The 20894-nt window shown below is 60.2% G+C and carries 19 protein-coding genes; 6 read left to right on the top strand and 13 right to left on the bottom strand.

Annotated elements, in window-relative coordinates; all coding sequences use genetic code 11:
- Positions 1-85 precede the first annotated feature (85 nt).
- From NUV89_RS10845 to NUV89_RS10825, 5 genes are all read right to left on the bottom strand, one after another.
- Positions 86-832, bottom strand: coding sequence for a YebC/PmpR family DNA-binding transcriptional regulator (locus tag NUV89_RS10845; RefSeq protein WP_257781293.1), 747 nt, complete (start codon positions 830-832; stop codon positions 86-88).
- A 133-nt stretch (positions 833-965) separates the two neighbouring features.
- Positions 966-2741, bottom strand: coding sequence for an aspartate--tRNA ligase (gene aspS / locus NUV89_RS10840; protein WP_257781292.1), 1776 nt, complete (start codon positions 2739-2741; stop codon positions 966-968).
- 108 nt (positions 2742-2849) lie between these two features.
- The gene (locus tag NUV89_RS10835) at positions 2850-3071 is read right to left on the bottom strand and encodes an FmdB family zinc ribbon protein (protein ID WP_010208103.1); all 222 of its coding nucleotides are present in this window, start codon (positions 3069-3071) and stop codon (positions 2850-2852) included.
- Positions 3072-3242: 171 nt separating this feature from the next.
- Entirely contained in the window at positions 3243-3584 is a 342-nt protein-coding gene (locus NUV89_RS10830) for a ribbon-helix-helix domain-containing protein (RefSeq protein WP_257781291.1), read from the bottom strand.
- Between the two features lie 181 nt (positions 3585-3765).
- Entirely contained in the window at positions 3766-4239 is a 474-nt protein-coding gene (locus tag NUV89_RS10825; RefSeq protein ID WP_003193874.1) for a Dps family protein, read from the bottom strand.
- A 430-nt stretch (positions 4240-4669) separates the two neighbouring features.
- On the opposite strand from NUV89_RS10825, the gene NUV89_RS29825 reads away from it, so the two are divergent.
- The gene (locus NUV89_RS29825) at positions 4670-5272 is read left to right on the top strand and encodes a cold-shock protein (protein WP_005790922.1); all 603 of its coding nucleotides are present in this window, start codon (positions 4670-4672) and stop codon (positions 5270-5272) included.
- Between the two features lie 69 nt (positions 5273-5341).
- On the opposite strand, the gene NUV89_RS10815 is transcribed toward NUV89_RS29825, so the two are convergent.
- Both NUV89_RS10815 and NUV89_RS10810 read right to left on the bottom strand, forming a co-directional pair.
- Complete coding sequence (locus NUV89_RS10815) at positions 5342-5548, bottom strand: SlyX family protein (RefSeq protein ID WP_257781290.1); 207 nt, start codon at positions 5546-5548, stop codon at positions 5342-5344.
- A 3-nt stretch (positions 5549-5551) separates the two neighbouring features.
- Positions 5552-5977 (bottom strand): HIT domain-containing protein, encoded by a 426-nt coding sequence (locus NUV89_RS10810; protein WP_257781289.1) that lies wholly within the window; start codon positions 5975-5977, stop codon positions 5552-5554.
- A 733-nt stretch (positions 5978-6710) separates the two neighbouring features.
- Between NUV89_RS10810 and NUV89_RS10805 the strand changes: the two genes are divergently transcribed.
- The gene (locus NUV89_RS10805; protein ID WP_257781288.1) at positions 6711-8006 is read left to right on the top strand and encodes an OprD family porin; all 1296 of its coding nucleotides are present in this window, start codon (positions 6711-6713) and stop codon (positions 8004-8006) included.
- 190 nt (positions 8007-8196) lie between these two features.
- Here NUV89_RS10805 and NUV89_RS10800 read toward each other — a convergent pair whose 3' ends face one another.
- Both NUV89_RS10800 and NUV89_RS10795 read right to left on the bottom strand, forming a co-directional pair.
- Positions 8197-9039: a mechanosensitive ion channel family protein gene (locus NUV89_RS10800; RefSeq protein WP_017738035.1), complete on the bottom strand. Its 843-nt coding sequence runs from the start codon at positions 9037-9039 to the stop codon at positions 8197-8199.
- Positions 9040-9177: 138 nt separating this feature from the next.
- Positions 9178-9663 (bottom strand): YajQ family cyclic di-GMP-binding protein, encoded by a 486-nt coding sequence (locus tag NUV89_RS10795; RefSeq protein WP_017738036.1) that lies wholly within the window; start codon positions 9661-9663, stop codon positions 9178-9180.
- 123 nt (positions 9664-9786) lie between these two features.
- Between NUV89_RS10795 and NUV89_RS10790 the strand changes: the two genes are divergently transcribed.
- The 3 genes from NUV89_RS10790 to NUV89_RS10780 are packed head-to-tail and all read left to right on the top strand — an operon-like array spanning position 9787 to position 13368.
- The gene (locus NUV89_RS10790) at positions 9787-10704 is read left to right on the top strand and encodes a putative 2-dehydropantoate 2-reductase (RefSeq protein WP_257781287.1); all 918 of its coding nucleotides are present in this window, start codon (positions 9787-9789) and stop codon (positions 10702-10704) included.
- 46 nt (positions 10705-10750) lie between these two features.
- Positions 10751-12787, top strand: a complete 2037-nt coding sequence (locus tag NUV89_RS10785; protein WP_257781286.1) for a PAS domain-containing sensor histidine kinase — start codon at positions 10751-10753, stop codon at positions 12785-12787.
- A 2-nt stretch (positions 12788-12789) separates the two neighbouring features.
- Positions 12790-13368, top strand: coding sequence for a cob(I)yrinic acid a,c-diamide adenosyltransferase (locus NUV89_RS10780; protein ID WP_257781285.1), 579 nt, complete (start codon positions 12790-12792; stop codon positions 13366-13368).
- 116 nt (positions 13369-13484) lie between these two features.
- On the opposite strand, the gene NUV89_RS10775 is transcribed toward NUV89_RS10780, so the two are convergent.
- From NUV89_RS10775 to secA, 3 genes are all read right to left on the bottom strand, one after another.
- Positions 13485-14429, bottom strand: coding sequence for a Nudix family hydrolase (locus NUV89_RS10775; RefSeq protein ID WP_257781284.1), 945 nt, complete (start codon positions 14427-14429; stop codon positions 13485-13487).
- Positions 14430-14449: 20 nt separating this feature from the next.
- Positions 14450-15667, bottom strand: a complete 1218-nt coding sequence (argJ, locus tag NUV89_RS10770; RefSeq protein WP_257781283.1) for a bifunctional glutamate N-acetyltransferase/amino-acid acetyltransferase ArgJ — start codon at positions 15665-15667, stop codon at positions 14450-14452.
- 128 nt (positions 15668-15795) lie between these two features.
- Positions 15796-18531 (bottom strand): preprotein translocase subunit SecA, encoded by a 2736-nt coding sequence (secA, locus tag NUV89_RS10765; protein ID WP_257781282.1) that lies wholly within the window; start codon positions 18529-18531, stop codon positions 15796-15798.
- A 304-nt stretch (positions 18532-18835) separates the two neighbouring features.
- Here secA and NUV89_RS10760 point away from each other — a divergent pair, with 304 nt between their 5' ends.
- A complete protein-coding gene (locus NUV89_RS10760) occupies positions 18836-19291 on the top strand; it encodes a DUF721 domain-containing protein (RefSeq protein WP_026136959.1) in 456 nt (151 codons plus the stop codon).
- Positions 19292-19295: 4 nt separating this feature from the next.
- Here the strand turns inward: NUV89_RS10760 and NUV89_RS10755 are convergent, their stop codons facing one another.
- Positions 19296-20774: a DUF853 domain-containing protein gene (locus NUV89_RS10755; RefSeq protein ID WP_257781281.1), complete on the bottom strand. Its 1479-nt coding sequence runs from the start codon at positions 20772-20774 to the stop codon at positions 19296-19298.
- Positions 20775-20894 lie beyond the last annotated feature (120 nt).

The raw sequence follows: 20894 nt of genomic DNA, 5'->3' as shown, positions 1-20894 counted from the left end.
GGCGGTGGGTCAGCCAACATTTTCAGCGACTGACACACCGCATTCGCGGGCAAGCCCGCTCCCACATTTTGATCTACGTCTCGCCTCAGCTTAGCTGTGCAGCCACATCTTCAGGGATGTCGGCATTGGAATAAACGTTCTGCACATCATCCAGGTCTTCAAGCATATCCAGCAGCTTCAGCACTTTCTGCGCACCGTCCAGGTCCAGCTCGGCACTGGTGGTCGGCAGCATCACGATTTCCGCGTCAGTGCCTTTGAAACCCGCCGCCTCGAGGGCATTGCGCACGGCGTAGAAGCTGGCAAACGAGGTGAACACGTCGATGGAACCGTCTTCGTTGGTGACCACGTCGTCGGCGTCCGCTTCCATCGCGGCTTCGATCAGCGCGTCTTCGTCAACACCCGGCGCGAAGGAAATCTGCCCCTTACGCTCAAACAGATAAGCCACCGAACCGTCAGTACCGAGGTTGCCGCCGCACTTGCTGAACGCATGGCGCACCGCTGCTGCAGTACGGTTGCGGTTGTCGGTCATGCACTCGACCATCACCGCCACGCCGCCCGGGCCGTAGCCTTCATAGGTCAGTTCGACCATGTCGTCGGTATCGGCAGCGCCGGCACCACGGGCCACGGCGCGGTCGATGATGTCGCGGCTCATGTTGGCGCCGAGGGCCTTGTCCAGCGCCAGGCGCAGACGCGGGTTGGAGCCCGGGTCACCACCGCCCTGGCGGGCAGCGACGGTCAGCTCGCGGATCCACTTGGTGAAAATCTTGCCTTTCTTGGCATCCTGACGCTCTTTGCGGTGCTTGATGTTCGCCCACTTGGAATGGCCAGCCATAACACAACTCCGAAATTCTGTAGAAACCTTATCAACCCCGCTGGGCGGGATTTGCCTCGTGTAACGCAAAGGCGCATCCGAAGATGCGCCTTTTTAGACTGCGTGGAACTCAGTGCGCTTTCACGCCGCAGCCTTACTCAGCCTTCGGCGTCTCGCGCAGGCGGATGTGCAACTCGCGCAGCGCCTTGGCATCCACCACACCTGGAGCCTGGGTCATGACGTCCGCAGCACTCTGGGTTTTCGGGAACGCGATCACTTCACGGATCGACTGGGCACCGGTCATCAGCATCACCAGGCGGTCCAGGCCGAAGGCCAGGCCACCGTGGGGCGGCGCGCCGTATTTCAGGGCGTCGAGCAGGAAGCCGAACTTCTCTTCCTGTTCTGCTTCGTTGATGCCCAGCAGGCGGAAGACCAACTGTTGCATTTCCTTGCGATGGATACGGATCGAACCGCCACCCAGCTCAGTACCGTTCAAGACCATGTCGTAGGCACGGGACAAAGCGCCAGCCGGGTTGGCTTCCAGCTCTGCAGGCGTGCACTTCGGCGCGGTGAACGGGTGGTGCAAGGCGCTGAAGCTGCCGTCGTCGTTCTCTTCGAACATCGGGAAGTCAACGACCCACATCGGGGCCCACTCGCAGGTCAGCAGGTTCAGGTCGTGGCCCAGCTTGATCCGCAGCGCGCCCAGGGCTTCGCTGACGATTTTGGCCTTGTCGGCGCCGAAGAACACGATGTCGCCGTCAACTGCGCCAACGCGATCGAGGATCTCGTTCAGGTTGTCCAGCGGGATGTTTTTCACGATCGGCGATTGCAGGCCGTCAACGCCATTGGCGCGCTCGTTGACCTTGATGTACGCCAGGCCCTTGGCACCGTAGATGCCGACGAACTTGGTGTAGTCGTCGATCTGCTTGCGCGGCATGCTTGCTCCGCCTGGCACACGCAGGGCAGCGATGCGGCATTTAGGGTCGTTGGCCGGGCCGCTGAACACCTTGAAGTCGACAGCCTTGAGCTGGTCGGCAACGTCGACCAGTTCCAGCGGGTTACGCAGGTCTGGCTTGTCGGAACCGTAGCGGCGCATGGCTTCTTCGAAGGTCATGTGCGGGAAGTCGCCGAATTCCAGGTCCAGCACTTCCTTGAACAGGTTGCGGATCATTTGCTCGGTCAGGCCCATGATCTCTTTTTCATCGAGGAAGCTGGTTTCGATGTCGATCTGGGTGAATTCCGGCTGGCGGTCGGCGCGCAGGTCTTCGTCACGGAAGCACTTGGCGATCTGGTAGTAACGGTCGAAGCCGGCCACCATCAGCAGTTGCTTGAACAGCTGCGGCGATTGCGGCAGGGCGAAGAACGAACCGGCGTGGGTGCGGCTTGGCACCAGGTAGTCACGCGCGCCTTCCGGGGTGGCCCGGGTCAGGATTGGCGTTTCTACGTCGAGGAAGCCGTTCTCGTCGAGGAAGCGGCGGATACTGGTGGTCATACGCGAGCGCAGACGCAACTTCTCGGCCATTTCCGGACGACGCAGGTCGAGGAAGCGATAGCGCAGGCGGGTTTCTTCGCCCACGTCGGAGAACTCATTGAGCGGGAACGGCGGGGTTTCCGACTCGTTCAGCACTTCCAGTTCGTAGCCCAGCACTTCGATGCCGCCAGAAGCCATGTTCTTGTTCACGGCACCGGCCGGACGCAGGCGCACCTTGCCGGTGATCTTCACGACGTATTCGCTGCGCACGCGGTCGGCGGCGGCGAAGCTTTCGGCGCGGTCCGGGTCGAACACCACCTGGGCCAGACCATCACGATCACGGATATCGAGGAAGATCACCCCGCCGTGGTCGCGGCGACGGTGGACCCATCCGCAAAGAGTGATTTCCTGACCTTCCAGGGTCTCGTTCAGTTGGCCGCAATAGTGGCTGCGCATCATGGTAGTGGTTTCACTTCTCGTAATTCGAAATTCGGTGGAGGCCTGCCTCGTCACCGTACATTTAAGCCAGGGGACGGATAATGCAGGAGCCTGCGCGTAGAGTTCAACTCAGTCTGCTTTGTCGCCGCCGGCCAGATTCTTCTTCGAGCCGGTCTTGAAGTCGGTCTCGTACCAGCCGCTGCCACTCAGGCGGAAGCCTGGCATGGACAACATCTTCTTGAGCTCCGGCGCCTGGCAGGCTGGGCAATCGACCAGCGGTGCTGCGCTGATCTTCTGAATGGCTTCCAACTGATGACCACAGGAAGCACATTGATAGTCGTACATGGGCATGGCGATGTCTCGGCGATCAGATCATTACTGCGCCACGCCTGCCCATTGGAGAATAGCCCAGGCACACGCAGCAAAGCGCGGGATTATATAGGGTAAATCAAGGCAGCGCAGCCGGCTTTCTGCCCGAGGCGCGGCACGCCTGGACAGCCGGCCGCGCTCGGGACCGCCGGCTTACCCGCGGTGCTGTGGATCTACATGGCCCTTTAAGGCATGAACCACACATACCACCCGGACCAGGCCACTGAAGTTCTTCACTCCCCCATAACGCAAATGCACTTCCCGATCGACATAAGACAGCAACGCACTGACTGAGCAGGCGTTGATCCTGGCGATTTCCGTGAGGATGTTCCAATAGATCTGCTCAAGCCGCAGGCACGTGGAAAACCCGTTGAGCCTGACCGATCGGGACAAGGGCCTGGCCAGTCCCATGTCGAACCCCTTTGCAAAGGGATCAACCTTTATCTTATGGAAGCCACAGGCCTCCATCACTCCATTTCCCACTGCGCGTGACATACACCTGACACTCCATTGCCAAACAGCAGCCCATGGGTTTGTCCCATGGGACAGTGGGTCTATAAAACAGCAGGAGGACGGAGGCGACCAGAAGACGCGGAGTTGATAGTTGTAGGACAACGCCAGGAAGCGAAAGGAAACAAGCGAATGGCGCCAGGGCGGCGCCACTGCGGGTGCGTATTTACTGGTTTTCGAGCAAGGAACGCAGCATCCACGCGGTTTTTTCGTGAACCTGCATACGTTGGGTCAGCAAGTCGGCGGTCGGTTCATCACTGACCTTGTCGAGCAGTGGGAAGATACCGCGCGCGGTGCGGGTAACTGCTTCCTGGCCCGCCACCAGTTGCTTGATCATCTCTTCGGCGCTGGGCACGCCCTCCTCTTCCTTGATGGAAGACAGGCGGGCATAGATCGAATAGGCGCCCGGTGCCGGGAACCCGAGGGCGCGGATACGCTCGGCAATGGAATCCACCGCCAGCGCCAATTCGTTGTACTGCTCTTCAAACATCAAGTGCAACGTACGAAACATGGGGCCCGTGACGTTCCAATGGAAGTTGTGGGTCTTCAGATACAGTACGTAGGTATCGGACAGCAGCCGCGAAAGCCCATCGACGATGGATTTACGGTCTTCTTCACTAATACCAATATCGATTGCCATGTTTTTCCCCTTCAATTGACGAACGTTCATTGATCAGGTGCAGGTCCACTCTAGCAAGAGAGTCGGCCTTGTGCAGCCGAGACCCCGCGCAGGACATGCGGCAAATTGCCCCTTCTACTCGGTACTGGCCGACGCAGGGCAAGCCGCCGACCATGTAGGAAAACTCTCAAAACCCCACACAAAAACACCCGCACCTGTCTAGGACAAGCCTTTGCCGCATAAATGCCGACGCCATAGCAACACCCTGAAATGCTTGATTTGAGTAGGCACAGCCTTTGCTGTTAAATAGGCGGCGTGTAGCTGCCGTTAATGTTTGCGGCACGTTACATAGGCTGATACCCGCGCACGTGCTCAACGCCTCCCATTGTTCAGAAGCGAACCGTGCCAGTCAGCTCTTCCTTGTGATCCGTCTTAACGTGAGTTAATCAAAATGTTGAAAATCGTCCACCTGCTAACGGGCGTTGCAGCGTTGCTGCTGTCCTTTATCCCGAGCCTGCAGCCTGAAAGCCTGCCCTACCTGCAACAACATGACGCTCTGTACCTGGCCTTGTTCGGCCTTCTTAACCTGACGCTGGCACCGGTGATCCCTTACTGGAACAAAGGCACACGTCATCAACTGCAAAACCTGGTCAGCGCGCTGCTGGTGCTGACTGTTGTCGTGCAAACCCTCACCCTCCTGGCGCCCATGCCTGAAGTCGGTGGCCACCCGGCCATCCTGCTCAGCCTGGTGATTGCCGTGGTCGCCATCGTTCTGCACCTGGCGATCAGCTTCTACCGTTCGTCGCCTGCGGCCGCGTCGCAAAACTACGACATGACCAACCGCGATACCGGCACCGTCAAGTGGTTCAACACCTCCAAAGGCTTCGGCTTTATTTCCCGCGATTCGGGTGACGATATCTTCGTCCACTTCCGGGCCATCCGTGGCGAAGGCCATCGCGTCCTGGTGGAAGGCCAGCGCGTGGAGTTCTCCGTGATGAACCGCGACAAGGGTTTGCAAGCTGAAGACGTGATTGCGGCACTGCCGCGTCGCTGATTTAACCTTCGCAACAAAAAAAACCGCGATCCAGCGCTGACTGGATCGCGGTTTTTTATTGCACGCCCATTAATAGTGAGGCGGCGGCGCTTCTTCTTCGGCGGTCTCGAACTGGCCGCCCATTTCTTCCTGGCGCTTGAGCAGCGCGGTCATCTGCATTTGCAGGCGTTCGACCGCCCGCTGCTGGGTAACCAGGATGTCATTGAGGGTTTCGATGGTGTCGTCCTGAAAGGCCAGGCGGCTTTCCAGGTCGTTGACGCGGTCTTGCAAGTCCATGGTTCAGCCCTGGGTAAAGATAAAGTCGGCAGGCAACAGCTCACGCAGGCGCGCGCGAATGGCCGTCACTTGCGCGTCGGTGTAAGGCCGGGCGGGATGCTTGCCCCATACCGGTGCCGGCCAGGCGGCGTCGTCGCGCTTGCGCACGATCACATGCACATGCAACTGGCTGACCACGTTACCGAGCGCGCCGATGTTCATCTTGTCAGCGCCAAGACCTTCGTTCAGCAATTGGGCGAGGGCTGTCGTCTCCTGCCACAAAGTCTGCTGATCGGCGACATCCAGTTGAAACACTTCACTGATAGCGTTGATGCGCGGCACCAGGATGAACCAGGGGTAATTCGAGTCGTTGGACAGCAGCAGGCGGCACAGAGGGAAATCCCCAATGGCCAGCGTGTCTTGTTGCAGGCGTTGGTCTAGGGCAAACACCGCGGGCACTCCATTCGGCAGGTCAGTTTCAGGCGCCCAGCATACCTTCGAATGCGTCCGCCTTCACGGCGAAGACGCCGCCCGACAAAAAGACCTGCACCTTTTCGATGCAGGCGGATATTTCGACTACGCTAAGTCGGGCTTCAGCGAGGCGCACCAAAATGACTCACTTGTGCCTCATAGAGATCCGCCAATTACCCACTTGATGGGGTGAACCGGTAACGTTTTGCTTTGGGACACTGTTTACGGATGAATGCACAGGCGTACTGCCCCAGCGTCAAGCCCAAACCAAACGGCGTAAAAACCCCGTGCTTATGCGGTTTTTACACTGGGATCACAGTTTTCACGAAAAAATGACATTCGGTTACCGCTTTGTGCACGCTTGTTGCATTCAGACTCATATCGTCGGCAACAACACTGGCTCGGAAGTCGGTGTTACGCGATAAAAACAGCAGCGTTTCAATGCATGCCAAGGAAGAACTCAAACGTTTAAAAGCGTTTCAAAACAGCATTGAAGTTGTCAGTCCCGTTACATTAAGGACTGTGAATTTGCGACATGGATCTAGCAATTTACGACAGCCTCGTAAAGAAGCTGAAAGGAAAGATAGGCAAGTATCGCCAAGTATTGTCAGCGTGATATACCTTTGCGCCGACACAAAAAGAAAGAGCCGCCCAGACAAAAATACAGGTGGGACGGCAGTACTCTTCCTAAAAACCAAAGGAGCAAATCACGATGCGCGTGATGAAGTGGAGCATGATCGCCCTGGCTGTTTCAGCAGGCACCGCACAGTTCGCAATGGCGTCCGACCAGAGCGATTCCAAAGGCTTTGTTGACGACAGTACTTTCAGCATCAACACCCGTTTGCTGAACTTCCGTCGGGACTTCCGTAACAACGATTCCGGCAAGAGCTACACGAACGAGACCGGCCTGGGCTTCAACGGCCTGTACCAATCGGGCTTCACCCAAGGCACCGTCGGTGTGGGTGTTGACGTGATCGGCCTGCTGGGCGTGAAACTGGACAGCGGCAAGGGCCGTAACGGCACCGGCCTGTTCCCGAACGGTTCGGATGGTCGTGCCCAGGATGACTACTCCAAAGGCGGCGGCGCCATCAAGTTCCGCGTATCCAACACCGTCCTGAAAATCGGCGACCAGTACACCACCGCACCTGTGTACGCTTCCGACGACAGCCGCTTGCTGCCGGAACTGCCACAGGGTATCTCGCTGACCAGCACCGAGATCAAGGACCTCAAGCTCGAAGCCGGCCACTTCACTTCCAGCGTCGCGCAGTCCCAGACCTTCAAGGACAGTATCCTCGACTTCCCTGAAACCAGCCGCGGCCTCAAGCAAGCCAACTTCGTCGGCGGCGTGTACGCCTGGACTCCAGAGTTCACAACCAGCCTCTACTACTCCAAAGTCGAAGACTACTGGCGCAAGCTCTACGCCAACGTCAACTGGACCCACGCCCTGAGCGAAGACCAGTCGGTGGCCGTGGACTTCAACATCTACGATACCAAGAGCTCGGGCGAAGGCCTGCAACGCGCCTACAAAGACGACGTGACCAAGCTCGACAACCGTGCATTCAGCTTGCAGGGTGCCTACACCCTCGGCGCGCACACCTTCACCCTGGCGGCTCAAAAAGTCAGCGGCGACGGCGACTACGGTTACGGTATCGATGGCGGCGGCACAATCTTCCTGGCCAACTCCGTTGCCCGTTCCGACTTCAACGCCGAAGGCGAGAAGTCGTTCAAGGCTGGTTACGACCTCAACATGGCAACCTTTGGTATTCCGGGCCTGAGCTTCATGGCACGTTACATCACCGGTAGTGGCGCCAACACCGCTACGACGTCGAACGGCAAAGAGTGGGAACGCGACATCGAAGCCAAGTACGTGATCCAAAGCGGCCCAGCCAAAGACCTGAGCCTGCGCGTACGTCAAGCGACCTATCGTTCGTCTGACGGCGTCTACTACGGTTCTTCGTCCATCGACGAACTGCGTTTGATCGCGCAATACCCGCTGAACATCTTGTAATTGCTCGTTCAATTACAAAGATGACTTAAGGTTTCGGCCTTAAGTAAAAAGCCGCTCCCCTGTTTGCAAGGGAGCGGCTTTTTTATTGCGGTTTTATTTCAATGCAAAAATAACTAGCAAGCTAACTAACGAGTCACATCAAAAAGTTTAAACCTGACCGATTGACCAGGTTAAACACTGCAACCTCTTATTACTTCGCCGCCGTTTCCTGCATCACGCGAATAACCCGCTGCGGAAACGGGATATCAATCCCCGCCGCTTTCAAACGGTCACGCGCCAGTTCATTAAGCATGAACACCACATCCCAATAGTCCGCCGTCTTCGTCCAGCAACGCAGGGAAACCGTGATAGAGCTGTCGCCCAAGGTCGACACCACGGCCACCGCAGCCGGGTCGGCCAGTACGCGCGGGTCTTTCGCCAACTCCAGCAGCACCTCACGGGCTTTCTGCAGGTCGGCGTCATAGTCCACGCCCACGTCAAACACCACTTTGCGGGTCGGCTGGCGGTTGGTGTTGGTGATGATGCCGTTGGACAGGCTGCCGTTCGGGATGATGACCGTCTTGTTGTCGCCCGTGCGCAGCACAGTGTGGAAGATCTGGATGCTGTCGACGGTACCGGAAGTGCCTTGGGCTTCGATCCAGTCACCAATACGGAACGGGCGGAACAACAGGATCAGCACGCCACCGGCGAAGTTCGCCAGGCTGCCTTGCAGTGCCAGGCCAATAGCCAGGGTCGCGGCGCCGATTGCGGCAACGAACGAGGTGGTCGCCACGCCGATCATCGAGGCCACGTTGACCATCAGCATGACTTTCAGCGCGATGTTGGCCAGGTTGGTGATGAAGTGTTGCAGCGCCAGGTCGGCATTCCGCAGGGCCAGCAAGCGCCCCACCCGGTGGGTCAATATATTGATAAGCCACCAGCCGATGGCCAGGGTGAGCACGGCCAGGAATACGCGGCTGCCATATTCCATAATCATCGGAACCCAAGACTGCGACGTCTTGATTAGTTGATCCACTTCAGCGTTCAAATCCATCTACATTCTCCTGTCTCGCGGGTGTGCGGCTTTAAATTGAGTACCCAGTAACGCAATTGAGCCCCGTAGGGCTCAAGGGTAGGCGCAGGTTCTGGGGCGTGGGACGTCAAAAACGCCCCCAGGTTCCCCAAATGGCCATCAGTCGCGGAAGTTATTGAACTGCAGCGGCATGTCGAAGGTCTTGGCGCGCAGGGCGGCGATTGCCTCTTGCAGATCATCACGCTTCTTACCGGTGATACGCACCTGCTCACCCTGGATGGCCGCCTGGACTTTCAGCTTGGCGTCCTTGACGTGAGCAACGATTTTCTTCGCCAGCTCCTTGTCGATGCCTTCCTTGAGTACGGCTTCCTGCTTCATCAGCTTGCCGGAGGCGTAGGCGTCCTTGATTTCCAGGCACTGCGCGTCGATCTTGCGCTTGACCAGGGACAGCTTGAGGATCTCGATCATCGCTTCCAGCTGGAATTCGGCTTCAGCGGTCAGGTTGACAGTCAGGTCCTTTTCCTTGAATTCGAAGCTGCCCTTGCCTTTCAAGTCATAGCGACGGTCCAGTTCCTTGACGGCGTTCTCGACGGCGTTGGTGACTTCGTGTTTGTCCAGTTCGGATACCACGTCGAACGAAGGCATGTCATTTCTCCAATATAAGGGGCGGGCTCAGTAGAGATGGAGCGCGCCCGAGCTAAAATGCCGGGGCATTATAGCGGTTCTTTCGCCTCGTTCACTGCGGGCGACCCTACGGAGCAAAAACTGATGTCGATCACCTGGCATATTCTCGGCGCCGGCAGCCTTGGCACCCTGTGGGCTACACGGTTGGCCCGCGCGGGCGTGCCGGTCAGGTTGATAGTGCGCGGCGAAAAGCGCCTGGCCAGCTACCAGGCCGGGCCAGGGCTGACGCTGGTGGAACACGGCATCCCACACACCTACCCGGTGATTGCTGAAACATCCGACAGCCCGGAGCCAATCCATCGCCTTCTGGTTGCATGCAAAGCCTACGACGCTCAAGGCGCTGTCGCACAGCTGCAACACCGATTAGCAGCGGACGCTGAATTGATCCTCCTGCAGAACGGCCTTGGCAGCCAGGATGCGGTGGCCGCCCAATTCCCCCTGGCCCGCTGCATTTTTGCCTCCAGCACCGAAGGCGCATTTCGCGACGGCGAATGGCGTGTGGTGTTCGCCGGCCACGGCTACACCTGGCTGGGTGACGTAGGCCATCCCACCCCGCCGCTGTGGCTGGAAGACCTGCACGCTGCCGCAATTCCCCACGACTGGAGCACCGACATCCTCACCCGCCTGTGGCGCAAGCTCGCACTCAACTGTGCGATCAATCCGCTGACGGTGCTTTACCAATGCCGCAACGGTGGCTTGCAGGTCCACGCCTGCGAAGTCGCGACCCTCTGCGCGGAACTGAGCGAGCTGCTCGAATGCTGCGGCCAACCCGCCGCCGCACAGGACCTGCACAGCGAAGTGACGCGGGTGATCGAGGCCACCGCAGCCAATTACTCCTCGATGTATCAGGACGTGGCCAATGCCCGGCGCACCGAAATCAGCTATCTATTGGGCTATGCTTGCCAGGCGGCGGCCCGTCACCAATTGAACCTGCCCCACCTGCAGCAGTTGCAAGTACGCTTGGTCGAGCAGTTACGCGCACGCGGATTGCCCCAAGACTGAGCCACGCGCTACCCTGCCCGCCTGTCTATCACCTGGGAAAACCCTGATGCCGCTGCGCCAGCGTCTTGAAAATCTACCGGTAGGGCAGAAACTGCTGGCCGCCCTGCTGGTGCTGCTGACCACCGTATTGCTGGTGGCCAACCTCACTTTTATCAGCGCCGCCTACTGGATCTCCCAGGAAAGCATGGCGCCCCAGGCGCTCCAGGCCATTGGCCGATTGGTGTCCAACCCCGCCCTGGCCGCCGAAGCCCTTGAGTCCCCGGCCAAGGCCGACGCCTTGCTCAATGAACTGACCAGCTACTCGCCCCTGCGTGCGGCGGCGTTGTATGACGGTGAAGGCAACCGCCTGGCACAGATGCAACACGGCGACCGCCTGCACCTGCCGGACCACTACCGGCACATCGAAGCCTGGCGCGTCACCGAGTTTCGCAGCAACCAGGTCATCACCCTGCCCCGCCCAGGCCAGCCATCCGGGCACTTACTGCTGGTGGCCAGCAGTGAGCTGCCGGTGGCGTTCTATACCGGCACCTTGACCGCCAGCCTGGGCATCCTGATTTTCAGCGTACTGCTGTGGCTCATCATCGCCCGGCAGATCAAACGCCTGATTACTCGGCCGATCCACGAATTGGAAGAACTCTCGCGCCAGGTCACCCGCGAAGAGAACTACGCCCTGCGTGCCGGCCGTGGCAACCACGATGAAATCGGCAGCCTGGCCGAAGCCTTCAACACCATGCTGTCACGTATCGAGGCCCGCGAGCAGCAGCTCAAGCGCGCCCGGGACGACTCCCAGGAAGCCTACGCCCAGGCCCAAGGCCTGGCCGAAGAAACCCGCCACACCAACCGCAAACTGGAACTCGAGGTCCAGGTACGCAGCAAGATCGAGAAAAAACTCACGGGTTTCCAGAACTACCTCAACAGCATCATCGACTCCATGCCGTCCGCCCTGATCGCCCTGGACGAGCAACTCTACGTCACCCAGTGGAACCAGGAGGCCAGCGCCCTCTCCGGCACGCGCCTGGATGAGGCGCTGAACCAGCCGATCTTCCTCGCGTTCCAGCCGCTCAAACCGTACCTGCCACAGATCAAGGCCACCGTTGAACAGCACACCGTGGAACGCATCGAGCGCGTCACCTGGATCAAGGACGACGAGCCCAAGCATTACGCCCTGACCTTCTACCCGCTGATGGGCGGCGCCGGGCGCGGCGTGGTGATCCGTATCGACGACATCACCCAGCGCCTGTCCCTGGAAGAAATGATGGTGCAGTCGGAAAAAATGCTCTCCGTCGGCGGCCTGGCCGCCGGCATGGCCCACGAGATCAACAACCCGCTGGGGGCAATCCTGCATAACGTGCAGAACATCCGCCGCCGCCTCTCGCCCGACCTGCCGAAGAACCTCGAACACGCCGAGCAGGCAGGCGTGGAACTGGACGTCGTCAACCATTACCTGCGCAGCCGCGAAGTGCCGCAACTGCTCGACGGCATCCAGCAGGCCGGTGCGCGGGCGGCAAAGATCGTTACGCACATGCTCAGTTTCAGCCGCCGCAGCAATCGACAGATGGCACCGTGCGACTTGCCCGCGCTGATCGATCAGGCCGTGGAAATCGCCGGCAATGATTTCGACCTGACCATCGGCTTCGACTTCAAGGGCCAGGCCATCGTCCGCCAGTTCGACCCGCAACTGGGCCCGGTGCCCGGTACCGCCAACGAACTGGAACAAGTGCTGCTCAACCTGCTGAAAAACGCCGCCCAGGCCATCCACCTGCGTGAAGACGACCGCGAGCCCGGGCGCATCATCCTGCGCACCCGCCTCAACCCGCCATGGGCGGAAATCCAGGTGGAAGACAACGGCATCGGCATGAGTGAGAACGTGCGCAAGCGCACCTTCGAGCCGTTCTTCACCACCAAGGAAATCGGCCAGGGCACCGGGCTTGGGTTATCGGTGTCGTATTTCATCATCACCAACAACCACAAGGGCCAGATGGAAGTGCACTCCACCCTCGGCCAAGGCACCTGCTTCACCTTGCGCCTGCCCTTGGCTGGCAGCCAACTGCCGCCTTACGAACTGACTCAACTGGAGCAATGACCATGGGCTTTCGCCTGTCGAAGATCTACACCCGCACCGGTGACAAAGGCGAAACCGGCCTTGGCGACGGCCGCCGCGTACCCAAGGACCACCCTCGGGTCGAGGCGATTGGCGAGGTGGACAGCCTGAACAGCCAGTTGGGGTTGTTGCTGGCCAACCTGGAAGAACAGTGCGGTAAACATCCTGAATTGAAGGACGTGATCGAGGTGCTGACCCCCTGCCAACATCGCCTGTTTGACCTCGGCGGCGAGCTGGCAATGCCGGTGTACAAGGCCTTGAATGCAGCGGAAGTGGACCGGCTGGAAGCGGCGATTGACCGCTGGAACGAGGAAGTCGGGCCGCTGGAAAACTTCATCCTGCCCGGTGGTTCGGCGTTGATCGCCCAGGCCCATGTGTGCCGCAGCCTGGCGCGCAGTGCGGAGCGACGGTGCCAGCAGTTGAATGCGATTGAGCCGTTGGAAGGCGTGGGGTTGGCGTATATCAATCGGTTGTCGGATTTGTTGTTTGTGGCGGCGCGGATTATTGCCAAGCGTCAGGGTGTTGCGGAGGTTTTGTGGCAGGCGGCGGCCAAGCCGCACTGATGATGTTGTAGTGTTTGATCCGGCCCTATCGCGGGCAAGCCCGCTCCCACATTGGGTTTGTGAATACATCCAAGTGTGGGAGCAGGCTTGCCTGCGATGAGGCCGGCAAAGCCACCTCAAACCTCAGGCCAGAACGCCCGAATTCCAGCAACGCCTTGGGCTCCCGCCTCCCAAGCCTTCTCCCGCTCAGCCGGCCCAACCCCACCCAGCAGAAACACCGGCTTGCTGAACCCACTGACCAACTGCGCCGCCTGTTCCCAGCCCAACGGCTGCGCGTCAGGATGCGTCTGCGTCGGCTGCACAGGCGACAGCGTGACAAAATCCGCGTCCATCAATTCCGCCAGCGCCAGCTCTTCGGCATTGTGGCAAGACGCCGCCAGCCAACGATCCTTGGGCAGCGGGCGGCCTTTGCTCGCGTACTTGCGCAGCTGCGCCGAAGTCATGTGCCAACCGGCCGAAGGAAAATCCCCCAGCCATTCGAACGGCCCCTTGAGCATCAACTGCGCCTTGCCGGCACACAGCCCAACCGCGTCCACCGCCAGGTCGCGGTATTTCGGGTCGTAACCGTTAGGCGCACGCAGTTGAACCAGCTTGATCCCACCGGCAATGGCTTTCTGGATGCCACGCAACAGCGTCGGGGTTTCCAGTTCGCCTGGGGTAATCAGGTATTCGGCCGGTAAACGCGCCGCCGCCACAATCGGTGCATTGGCCGCCGGGAACTCGTAGCTGGGCAAGTCCCGAGGGGCGACCCATGCCAGCGGCTGCCCCTCGGCACCGTGAGGCTCGCCGGTAAACGCCGACACTTCCCAGACATCCAGCAACACCTGTTTGTCTGGGTAGTCATGCTGCACCTTAATCAACGGCCGCGCCGTGGTGACCTGGATGCCCAACTCTTCCTGCAGCTCGCGGGACAGCGCGGATGCGACCGACTCACCGGCCTCCACCTTGCCGCCGGGAAACTCCCAGAGGCCGCCCTGATGCTGGGTATCGGCGCGGCGCGCCAGCAGAATCCTGCCGTCGACACCACGGATCACCGCTGCTGCTACATGCACTCGTTTCACCGTGCTTATCCTCTTGGCGATCAGGTACGGTATTCCGCGTTGATCTTCACGTATTCGTGGGACAGGTCGGTGGTCCAGATGGTTTCGCTGCACGCGCCGCGACCCAGCTCGATGCGGATGGTGATTTCTTCCTGCTGCATCACCGCCGAGCCCTGGGCTTCGGTGTAGGTTTCGGCACGGGCGCCACGGCTGGCGATGCACACGTCACCGAGGAACACGTCGATCTTGCTCACATCCAGATTTGGCACGCCGGCACGGCCAACGGCGGCCAGGATGCGGCCCCAGTTCGGGTCGGAAGCAAACAGCGCGGTCTTGATTAGCGGCGAGTGGGCCACCGTGTAACCCACGTCCAGGCATTCCTGGTGGTTGCCGCCGCCGTTGACTTCAACGGTGACAAACTTGGTGGCGCCTTCGCCGTCGCGCACGATGGCCTGGGCCACGTCCATGCACACTTCGAACACCGCCTGCTTCAACGCCGCGAACAGCGGGCCGGCGGCGGAGGTGATTTCCGGCAGGTTGGCCTGGCCGGTGGCGATCAGCATGCAGCAGTCGTTGGTCGAGGTGTCGCCATCGATGGTGATGCGGTTGAACGACTTGTTGGCGCCGTCGAGGATCAGGCTGTGCAACACCTCGCGGGAAACCTTGGCGTCGGTGGCGATGTAGCCGAGCATGGTGGCCATGTTCGGGCGGATCATGCCCGCGCCTTTGCTGATGCCGGTCACGGTGACCGTCACGCCGTCGTGCACAAACTGGCGGCTCGCGCCTTTGGGCAGGGTGTCGGTGGTCATGATGCCGGTGGCGGCGGCAGCCCAGTTGTCCACCGACAGGTCATCCAGCGCGGCTTGCAGTGCGCCTTCGATCTTCTCGACGGGCAGCGGCTCGCCGATCACACCGGTGGAGTACGGCAGCACTTGGCTGGCATCGACACCGGTCAACTCGGCCAGCTTGGCGCAGGTACGCGCAGCCGCCACCAGGCCTGGTTCGCCGGTGCCGGCGTTGGCATTGCCGGTGTTGGTCAGCAGGTAGCGGATCGTGCCCGCCACGCGTTGCTTGGCCAGGATCACCGGCGCTGCGCAGAATGCGTTGAGGGTGAATACACCCGCGACCGTCGAACCTTCGGCACAGCGCATCACCACCACATCTTTACGCCCCGGGCGCTTGATGCCGGCCGAAGCGATACCGAGTTCAAAACCGGCAACCGGGTGCAAAGTGGGCAAAGGACCAAGACCAACAGCCATGAATGCGCTCCTTAAAAATCAGATGATGTGTGTGTGTGCCGTCGTGGGCGACGGTGAAATTAATGGCAAAACGCCGCGACGGCACAGGCCGGTCGCGGCGCAGGGTGTTGCAGTGTCAGGGCAAAATCTTATTCGATCTGGCCGTGGCAGTGTTTGAACTTCTTGCCCGAACCGCAGTAGCACAGCTCGTTGCGGCCCAGTTTCTGGTCGTTGCGCACTGGCGTCTGAGCCAAGGCCACATCGACCTCTTCGCCCAAGGCTTCAGGCGCGTCCAGGCCAGGCGCTTCGTCGTGCTGGAACTGCATGCGCGCAGCCAGTGCCTCGGCTTCCTGACGCAGGCGCGCTTCTTCCTCGATCGGGTCTTCGCGACGCACCTGAACGTGGGACAGCACGCGGATCGAATCGCGCTTGATCGAATCCAGCAGTTCGGAGAACAGCGTGAACGACTCGCGCTTGTACTCCTGCTTCGGGTTCTTCTGGGCGTAGCCACGCAGGTGGATGCCGTGACGCAGGTGGTCCATGGTCGACAGGTGGTCTTTCCACAGGTCGTCCAGCACGCGCAGTACGATTTGCTTCTCGAAGGTGCGCAGTGCTTCGGCACTCGCCTGCTCTTCTTTCTCGTTGTACGCGGCCAGCAGTTCGGCCATCAGTTTCTCGCGCAGGGTTTCTTCGTACAGGTGGTCGTCTTCGTCCAGCCACTGCTGAACCGGCAAGTCCACGCCGAAGTCGCTCTTCAACGCGGCTTCCAGACCGGCCACATCCCACTGCTCAGGCAGGGATTGTGGCGGAATGTGTGCGCTGACGGTGGCGTTGAGCACGTCCTGACGGAAATCGGCGATGGTCTCGCCAATGTTGTCGGCAGCCAGCAACGTGTTACGCATGTGATAGATCACTTTACGCTGTTCGTTGTTGACGTCATCGAACTCAAGCAGTTGCTTACGGATATCGAAGTTGCGGCCTTCAACCTTGCGCTGCGCCTTCTCGATGGCGTTGGTCACCATGCGGTGCTCGATCGCTTCACCGGACTGCATGCCCAGGGCCTTCATGAAGTTCTTCACCCGATCCGAGGCGAAGATGCGCATCAGGCTGTCTTCCAGGGACAGGTAGAAGCGGCTGGAACCGGCGTCACCCTGGCGACCGGCACGACCACGCAGCTGGTTGTCGATACGGCGCGATTCGTGACGCTCGGAAGCGATCACCTGCAGGCCACCGGATTCCAGCACGGCCTGGTGGCGTTTCTGCCAGTCAGCCTTGATCTGGGCGATCTGCTCAGGGGTCGGGTTGTCCAGGGAAGCGACTTCCACTTCCCAGTTGCCGCCCAACAGGATGTCGGTACCACGACCGGCCATGTTGGTGGCGATGGTCAGTGCGCCTGGGCGACCGGCCTGGGCGATGATCTCGGCTTCTTTTTCGTGGAACTTGGCGTTGAGGACCTTGTGCTCGATGCCTTCCTTGTTGAGCAGGTTCGAAACGTGCTCGGAAGTCTCGATGGTGGCGGTACCCACCAGGATCGGACGACCCTGGGCCATGCCGTCCTTGATGTCATTGATGATGGCCGCGTATTTCTCTTCGGCCGTCAGGAACACCAGGTCGTTGAAGTCTTTACGGGCCAGCGGCTTGTTCGGTGGGATCACCATCACGGCCAGGCTGTAGATCTGGTGGAACTCGAACGCTTCGGTGTCGGCTGTACCGGTCATGCCGGACAGTTTGTTGTACAGACGGAAGTAGTTCTGGAAGGTGGTGGACGCCAACGTCTGGCTTTCAGCCTGGATGTTGAGGTGTTCCTTCGCTTCGATGGCCTGGTGCAGGCCTTCGGACAGGCGACGACCCGGCATGGTACGGCCGGTGTGTTCGTCGACCAGTACAACCTGGCCGTCCTGCACGATGTATTCAACATTGCGATGGAACAGCTTGTGGGCGCGCAGGCCGGCATACACGTGGGTCAGCAGGCCCAGGTTGTGTGCCGAGTACAGGCTTTCGCCTTCGGCCAGTTCGCCGATCTGGGTCAGCATCTCTTCGACGAACTGGTGACCGGCTTCGTTGAGCTCGACCTGGCGGGTCTTCTCGTCGATGGAGAAGTGACCTTCTTTGGTCACCACGCCTTCCACTTCCTCGATGTGCTGCTCCAGGCGCGGGATCAACTTGTTGATCTCGGTGTACAGGCGCGAGCTGTCTTCGGCCTGGCCGGAGATGATGAGCGGGGTACGGGCTTCGTCGATCAGGATGGAGTCGACTTCGTCGATCACGGCAAAGTTGAGTTCGCGCTGGAATTTTTCATCCATGCTGAACGCCATGTTGTCGCGCAGGTAGTCGAAACCGAATTCGTTGTTGGTGCCGTAGGTGATGTCGCACGCATAGGCCGCGCGCTTCTCTTCCGGCGGCTGGAACGGCGTCACCACGCCGACGGTCAGGCCGAGGAATTCATACAGCGGGCGCATCCAGTTGGCGTCCCGGCGGGCCAGGTAGTCGTTCACCGTCACAACGTGCACGCCCTTGCCGGACAATGCGTTGAGGTAAACGCCCAGGGTTGCCACCAGGGTCTTGCCTTCACCGGTACGCATTTCGGCAATCATGCCTTCATGCAAGGTCATGCCGCCGATCAACTGGACGTCGAAGTGGCGCATGCCCATGACACGCTTACCGGCTTCACGGGCGACCGCAAAGGCTTCGGGAAGCAGCTTGTCGAGGGTTTCACCTTTGGCTATGCGGGCCTTGAACTCTTCGGTCTTGGCGCGCAATTGGTCGTCCGAAAGGGCAACCATCTGCTCTTCGAAGCCGTTGACCAGCTGCACCGTCTTGAGCATGCGTTTGACTTCGCGCTCATTCTTGCTTCCAAAAAGTTTCTTTAACAAAGGCGCAAACATATCGGCAGGTTCTTCCACACATAGGGATGGAGGGCGCACCGTGAGTGGCCCGAGCAGCCCTCACGGCCGCATGCGAACGCGCATTCTACCCGGAATCGTGGGTGAGGAAAGTGGCGTTGTTCCCCGATGCTGGCATGGTGCTGTGAGAGGGCTTGTTTAAAATAAGGGCTTTTGCTGGAACTTCAACCCATGGAGCACAGAAGTTACCTATTGATTTCGCAGGTTTTGCCCCGTCGATGCGTTGCGTGGGGGCATTCAGGCGCTTTCTGCTAAGATGGCGGCTCTGTTACTTAAGGTGTCCATAATGGCATTTCGCCCCCTCATAGCCCGCGCTCCCGGCGCGTTGCTTCGCGAAGCCAAGCCGTTGAAAGCCATCTTTGGCCATGCGCAACGCTTGGGCCATCTGCAACGCCTGCTCGAAACCCAGCTGCAACCCGCCGCACGTGAACATTGCCATGTGGCGTCCTGGCGCGAGGGCAACCTGCTGCTAATTGTCACAGACGGCCATTGGGCGACCCGCTTGCGCTATCAGCAAAAACGCCTGCAGCGGCAATTGATGGCTTTCGATGAGTTCGCCAGCCTGATGCGCATCCAGTTCAAGGTCCAACCGCCCACCGTCCAGCAAGGCGCGGTGGGGCATACCATGGACCTTTCGGAAAACGCGGCCGAAACCATTCAGGCGACGGCCGACGGCATCAGCGACCCGGGCCTGCGCGCCGCGCTGGAACGGCTCGCCGCCCACGCCAAGCCCAAGGCCTGAGCCGCTACTTGCGCTTGCTGCCGCCGAGCAACGACCCCAACAAACCCCGCACCAACTGCCGCCCCATCTGATTGGCGGCTTGCTGCATCGCGGATTTCAGCGCCTTGCCCGCCGTGGTGCCCAGGAAGGCACCGGCCTTGTCGGTAAAGCTTGGTTCCTCAGCGGCCGGCTTGGCCTCTTCGGTCGCCCCCAGCTCTTTACGCGCCATCAGCACTTCATAGGCTGATTCACGATCGATCGGCTTGTCATAGCGCCCGGCAAGCGGCGAACTGACGATCAGCGCCGCACGTTCAGCCTCGCTCAACGGCCCGATCCGCGATTGCGGCGGCGCCACCAATACGCGCTGGACCACTTCCGGCGTGCCTTTTTCCTGCAAGGTGCCCACCAATGCCTCACCCGTGCCCAACTCGGTCAGCACCGCCAAGGCGTCAAAGGCCGGGTTTGGCCGGAAACCGTCCGCCACCGCCCGCAGGGACTTTTGCTCTTTGGTGGTGAACGCCCGCAGGCCATGCTGGATACGCAAACCGAGCTGCGCCAGCACCGTGTCCGGCAGGTCGCCAGGGGACTGCGTGACGAAATACACGCCAACGCCTTTGGAACGGATCAACCGCACCACCTGCTCCAGGCGCTCTTGCAACGCCTTGGGCGTGTCGGCAAACAGCAGATGCGCCTCATCGAAAAACAGCGCCAGCAGCGGTTTGTCCGCATCGCCACGCTCGGGCAATTGCTCGAACAGCTCCGCCAACAGCCATAAAAGAAAGGTCGCATAGACCTTCGGCGACTCGTGCACCAGGCGGCTGGCATCCAGCAGATGGATACGCCCCCGGCCGTCGCTGGCAGGTTGCAGAATATCTTCGAGTTGCAGGGCTGGCTCGCCAAACAAGGCTTCGGCGCCCTGTTGTTCCAGCACGGCCAGGCGGCGCAACAGGGCCTGGCTGGAACCGGTGGTCATCAGCGCCGCATCGTCGCCCAGCAGTTCCGGGTGATAGCGCAGGTGGTTGAGCAGTGCCTTGAGGTCCTTCAAGTCCAGCAGCAACAGACCTTCGCGGTCGGCCACCTTGAAGGTCGCGTAGAGCGCGGACTGCTGGCTGTCGGTGAGTTCCAACAGGGCGCCGAGCAGCAACGGGCCCATCTCGCTGATGGTGGTGCGCAACGGATGACCGGACTGCCCATGGATATCCCACAACGTCACCGGATAAGCCTTGGCCGTGTAATTAAGGAAGGGCATGCCGGCAATCCGCTCGGCCACCTTGCCTTGTGGGTTGGCGGCGGCGCCCAGGCCGCAGAGGTCGCCCTTGATGTCGGCGGCAAATACCGCCACACCCGCGTCGCTGAACGCTTCCGCCAGGCGCTGCAAGGTCACGGTCTTGCCCGTGCCGGTGGCGCCGGCGATAAGCCCATGGCGGTTGGCCAGGCGCATGGCCTGGGCGATGGGCTGGCCTTCAAGGTCTGCGCCGATCAGGAGTTGCGTGAAGTCGGACATTTTCTCACCCGTGGTTAAGCTTTAGTGCTGCAAGGTCGATATAGACAGATGTGAGACCCACAAAGTCTAAAAATAGGTCAGATCGTTCCCACAGGAGCCAGCGGAACTGTCACAAGCAAT

It is taken from the genome of Pseudomonas sp. 18.1.10, from assembly GCF_024655625.1.
In the GTDB taxonomy this organism is placed as follows: Bacteria; Pseudomonadota; Gammaproteobacteria; order Pseudomonadales; family Pseudomonadaceae; genus Aquipseudomonas.
This window is presented reverse-complemented; position numbering and strand designations above follow the sequence as displayed.

Bases quoted from the DNA above. Each gene is read 5' to 3' on its own strand.
- NUV89_RS10760 (WP_026136959.1), top strand. From the start codon at position 18,836: ATGGCATTTCGCCCCCTCATAGCCCGCGCTCCCGGCGCGTTGCTTCGC.
- NUV89_RS10845 (WP_257781293.1), bottom strand. From the start codon at position 832: ATGGCTGGCCATTCCAAGTGGGCGAACATCAAGCACCGCAAAGAGCGT.
- NUV89_RS10830 (WP_257781291.1), bottom strand. From the start codon at position 3,584: ATGTCACGCGCAGTGGGAAATGGAGTGATGGAGGCCTGTGGCTTCCAT.
- NUV89_RS29825 (WP_005790922.1), top strand. From the start codon at position 4,670: ATGTTGAAAATCGTCCACCTGCTAACGGGCGTTGCAGCGTTGCTGCTG.
- NUV89_RS10785 (WP_257781286.1), top strand. From the start codon at position 10,751: ATGCCGCTGCGCCAGCGTCTTGAAAATCTACCGGTAGGGCAGAAACTG.
- NUV89_RS10815 (WP_257781290.1), bottom strand. From the start codon at position 5,548: ATGGACTTGCAAGACCGCGTCAACGACCTGGAAAGCCGCCTGGCCTTT.
- secA (WP_257781282.1), bottom strand. From the start codon at position 18,531: ATGTTTGCGCCTTTGTTAAAGAAACTTTTTGGAAGCAAGAATGAGCGC.
- aspS (WP_257781292.1), bottom strand. From the start codon at position 2,741: ATGATGCGCAGCCACTATTGCGGCCAACTGAACGAGACCCTGGAAGGT.
- argJ (WP_257781283.1), bottom strand. From the start codon at position 15,667: ATGGCTGTTGGTCTTGGTCCTTTGCCCACTTTGCACCCGGTTGCCGGT.
- NUV89_RS10790 (WP_257781287.1), top strand. From the start codon at position 9,787: ATGTCGATCACCTGGCATATTCTCGGCGCCGGCAGCCTTGGCACCCTG.
- NUV89_RS10780 (WP_257781285.1), top strand. From the start codon at position 12,790: ATGGGCTTTCGCCTGTCGAAGATCTACACCCGCACCGGTGACAAAGGC.
- NUV89_RS10755 (WP_257781281.1), bottom strand. From the start codon at position 20,774: ATGTCCGACTTCACGCAACTCCTGATCGGCGCAGACCTTGAAGGCCAG.
- NUV89_RS10800 (WP_017738035.1), bottom strand. From the start codon at position 9,039: ATGGATTTGAACGCTGAAGTGGATCAACTAATCAAGACGTCGCAGTCT.
- NUV89_RS10825 (WP_003193874.1), bottom strand. From the start codon at position 4,239: ATGGCAATCGATATTGGTATTAGTGAAGAAGACCGTAAATCCATCGTC.
- NUV89_RS10795 (WP_017738036.1), bottom strand. From the start codon at position 9,663: ATGCCTTCGTTCGACGTGGTATCCGAACTGGACAAACACGAAGTCACC.
- NUV89_RS10805 (WP_257781288.1), top strand. From the start codon at position 6,711: ATGCGCGTGATGAAGTGGAGCATGATCGCCCTGGCTGTTTCAGCAGGC.
- NUV89_RS10835 (WP_010208103.1), bottom strand. From the start codon at position 3,071: ATGCCCATGTACGACTATCAATGTGCTTCCTGTGGTCATCAGTTGGAA.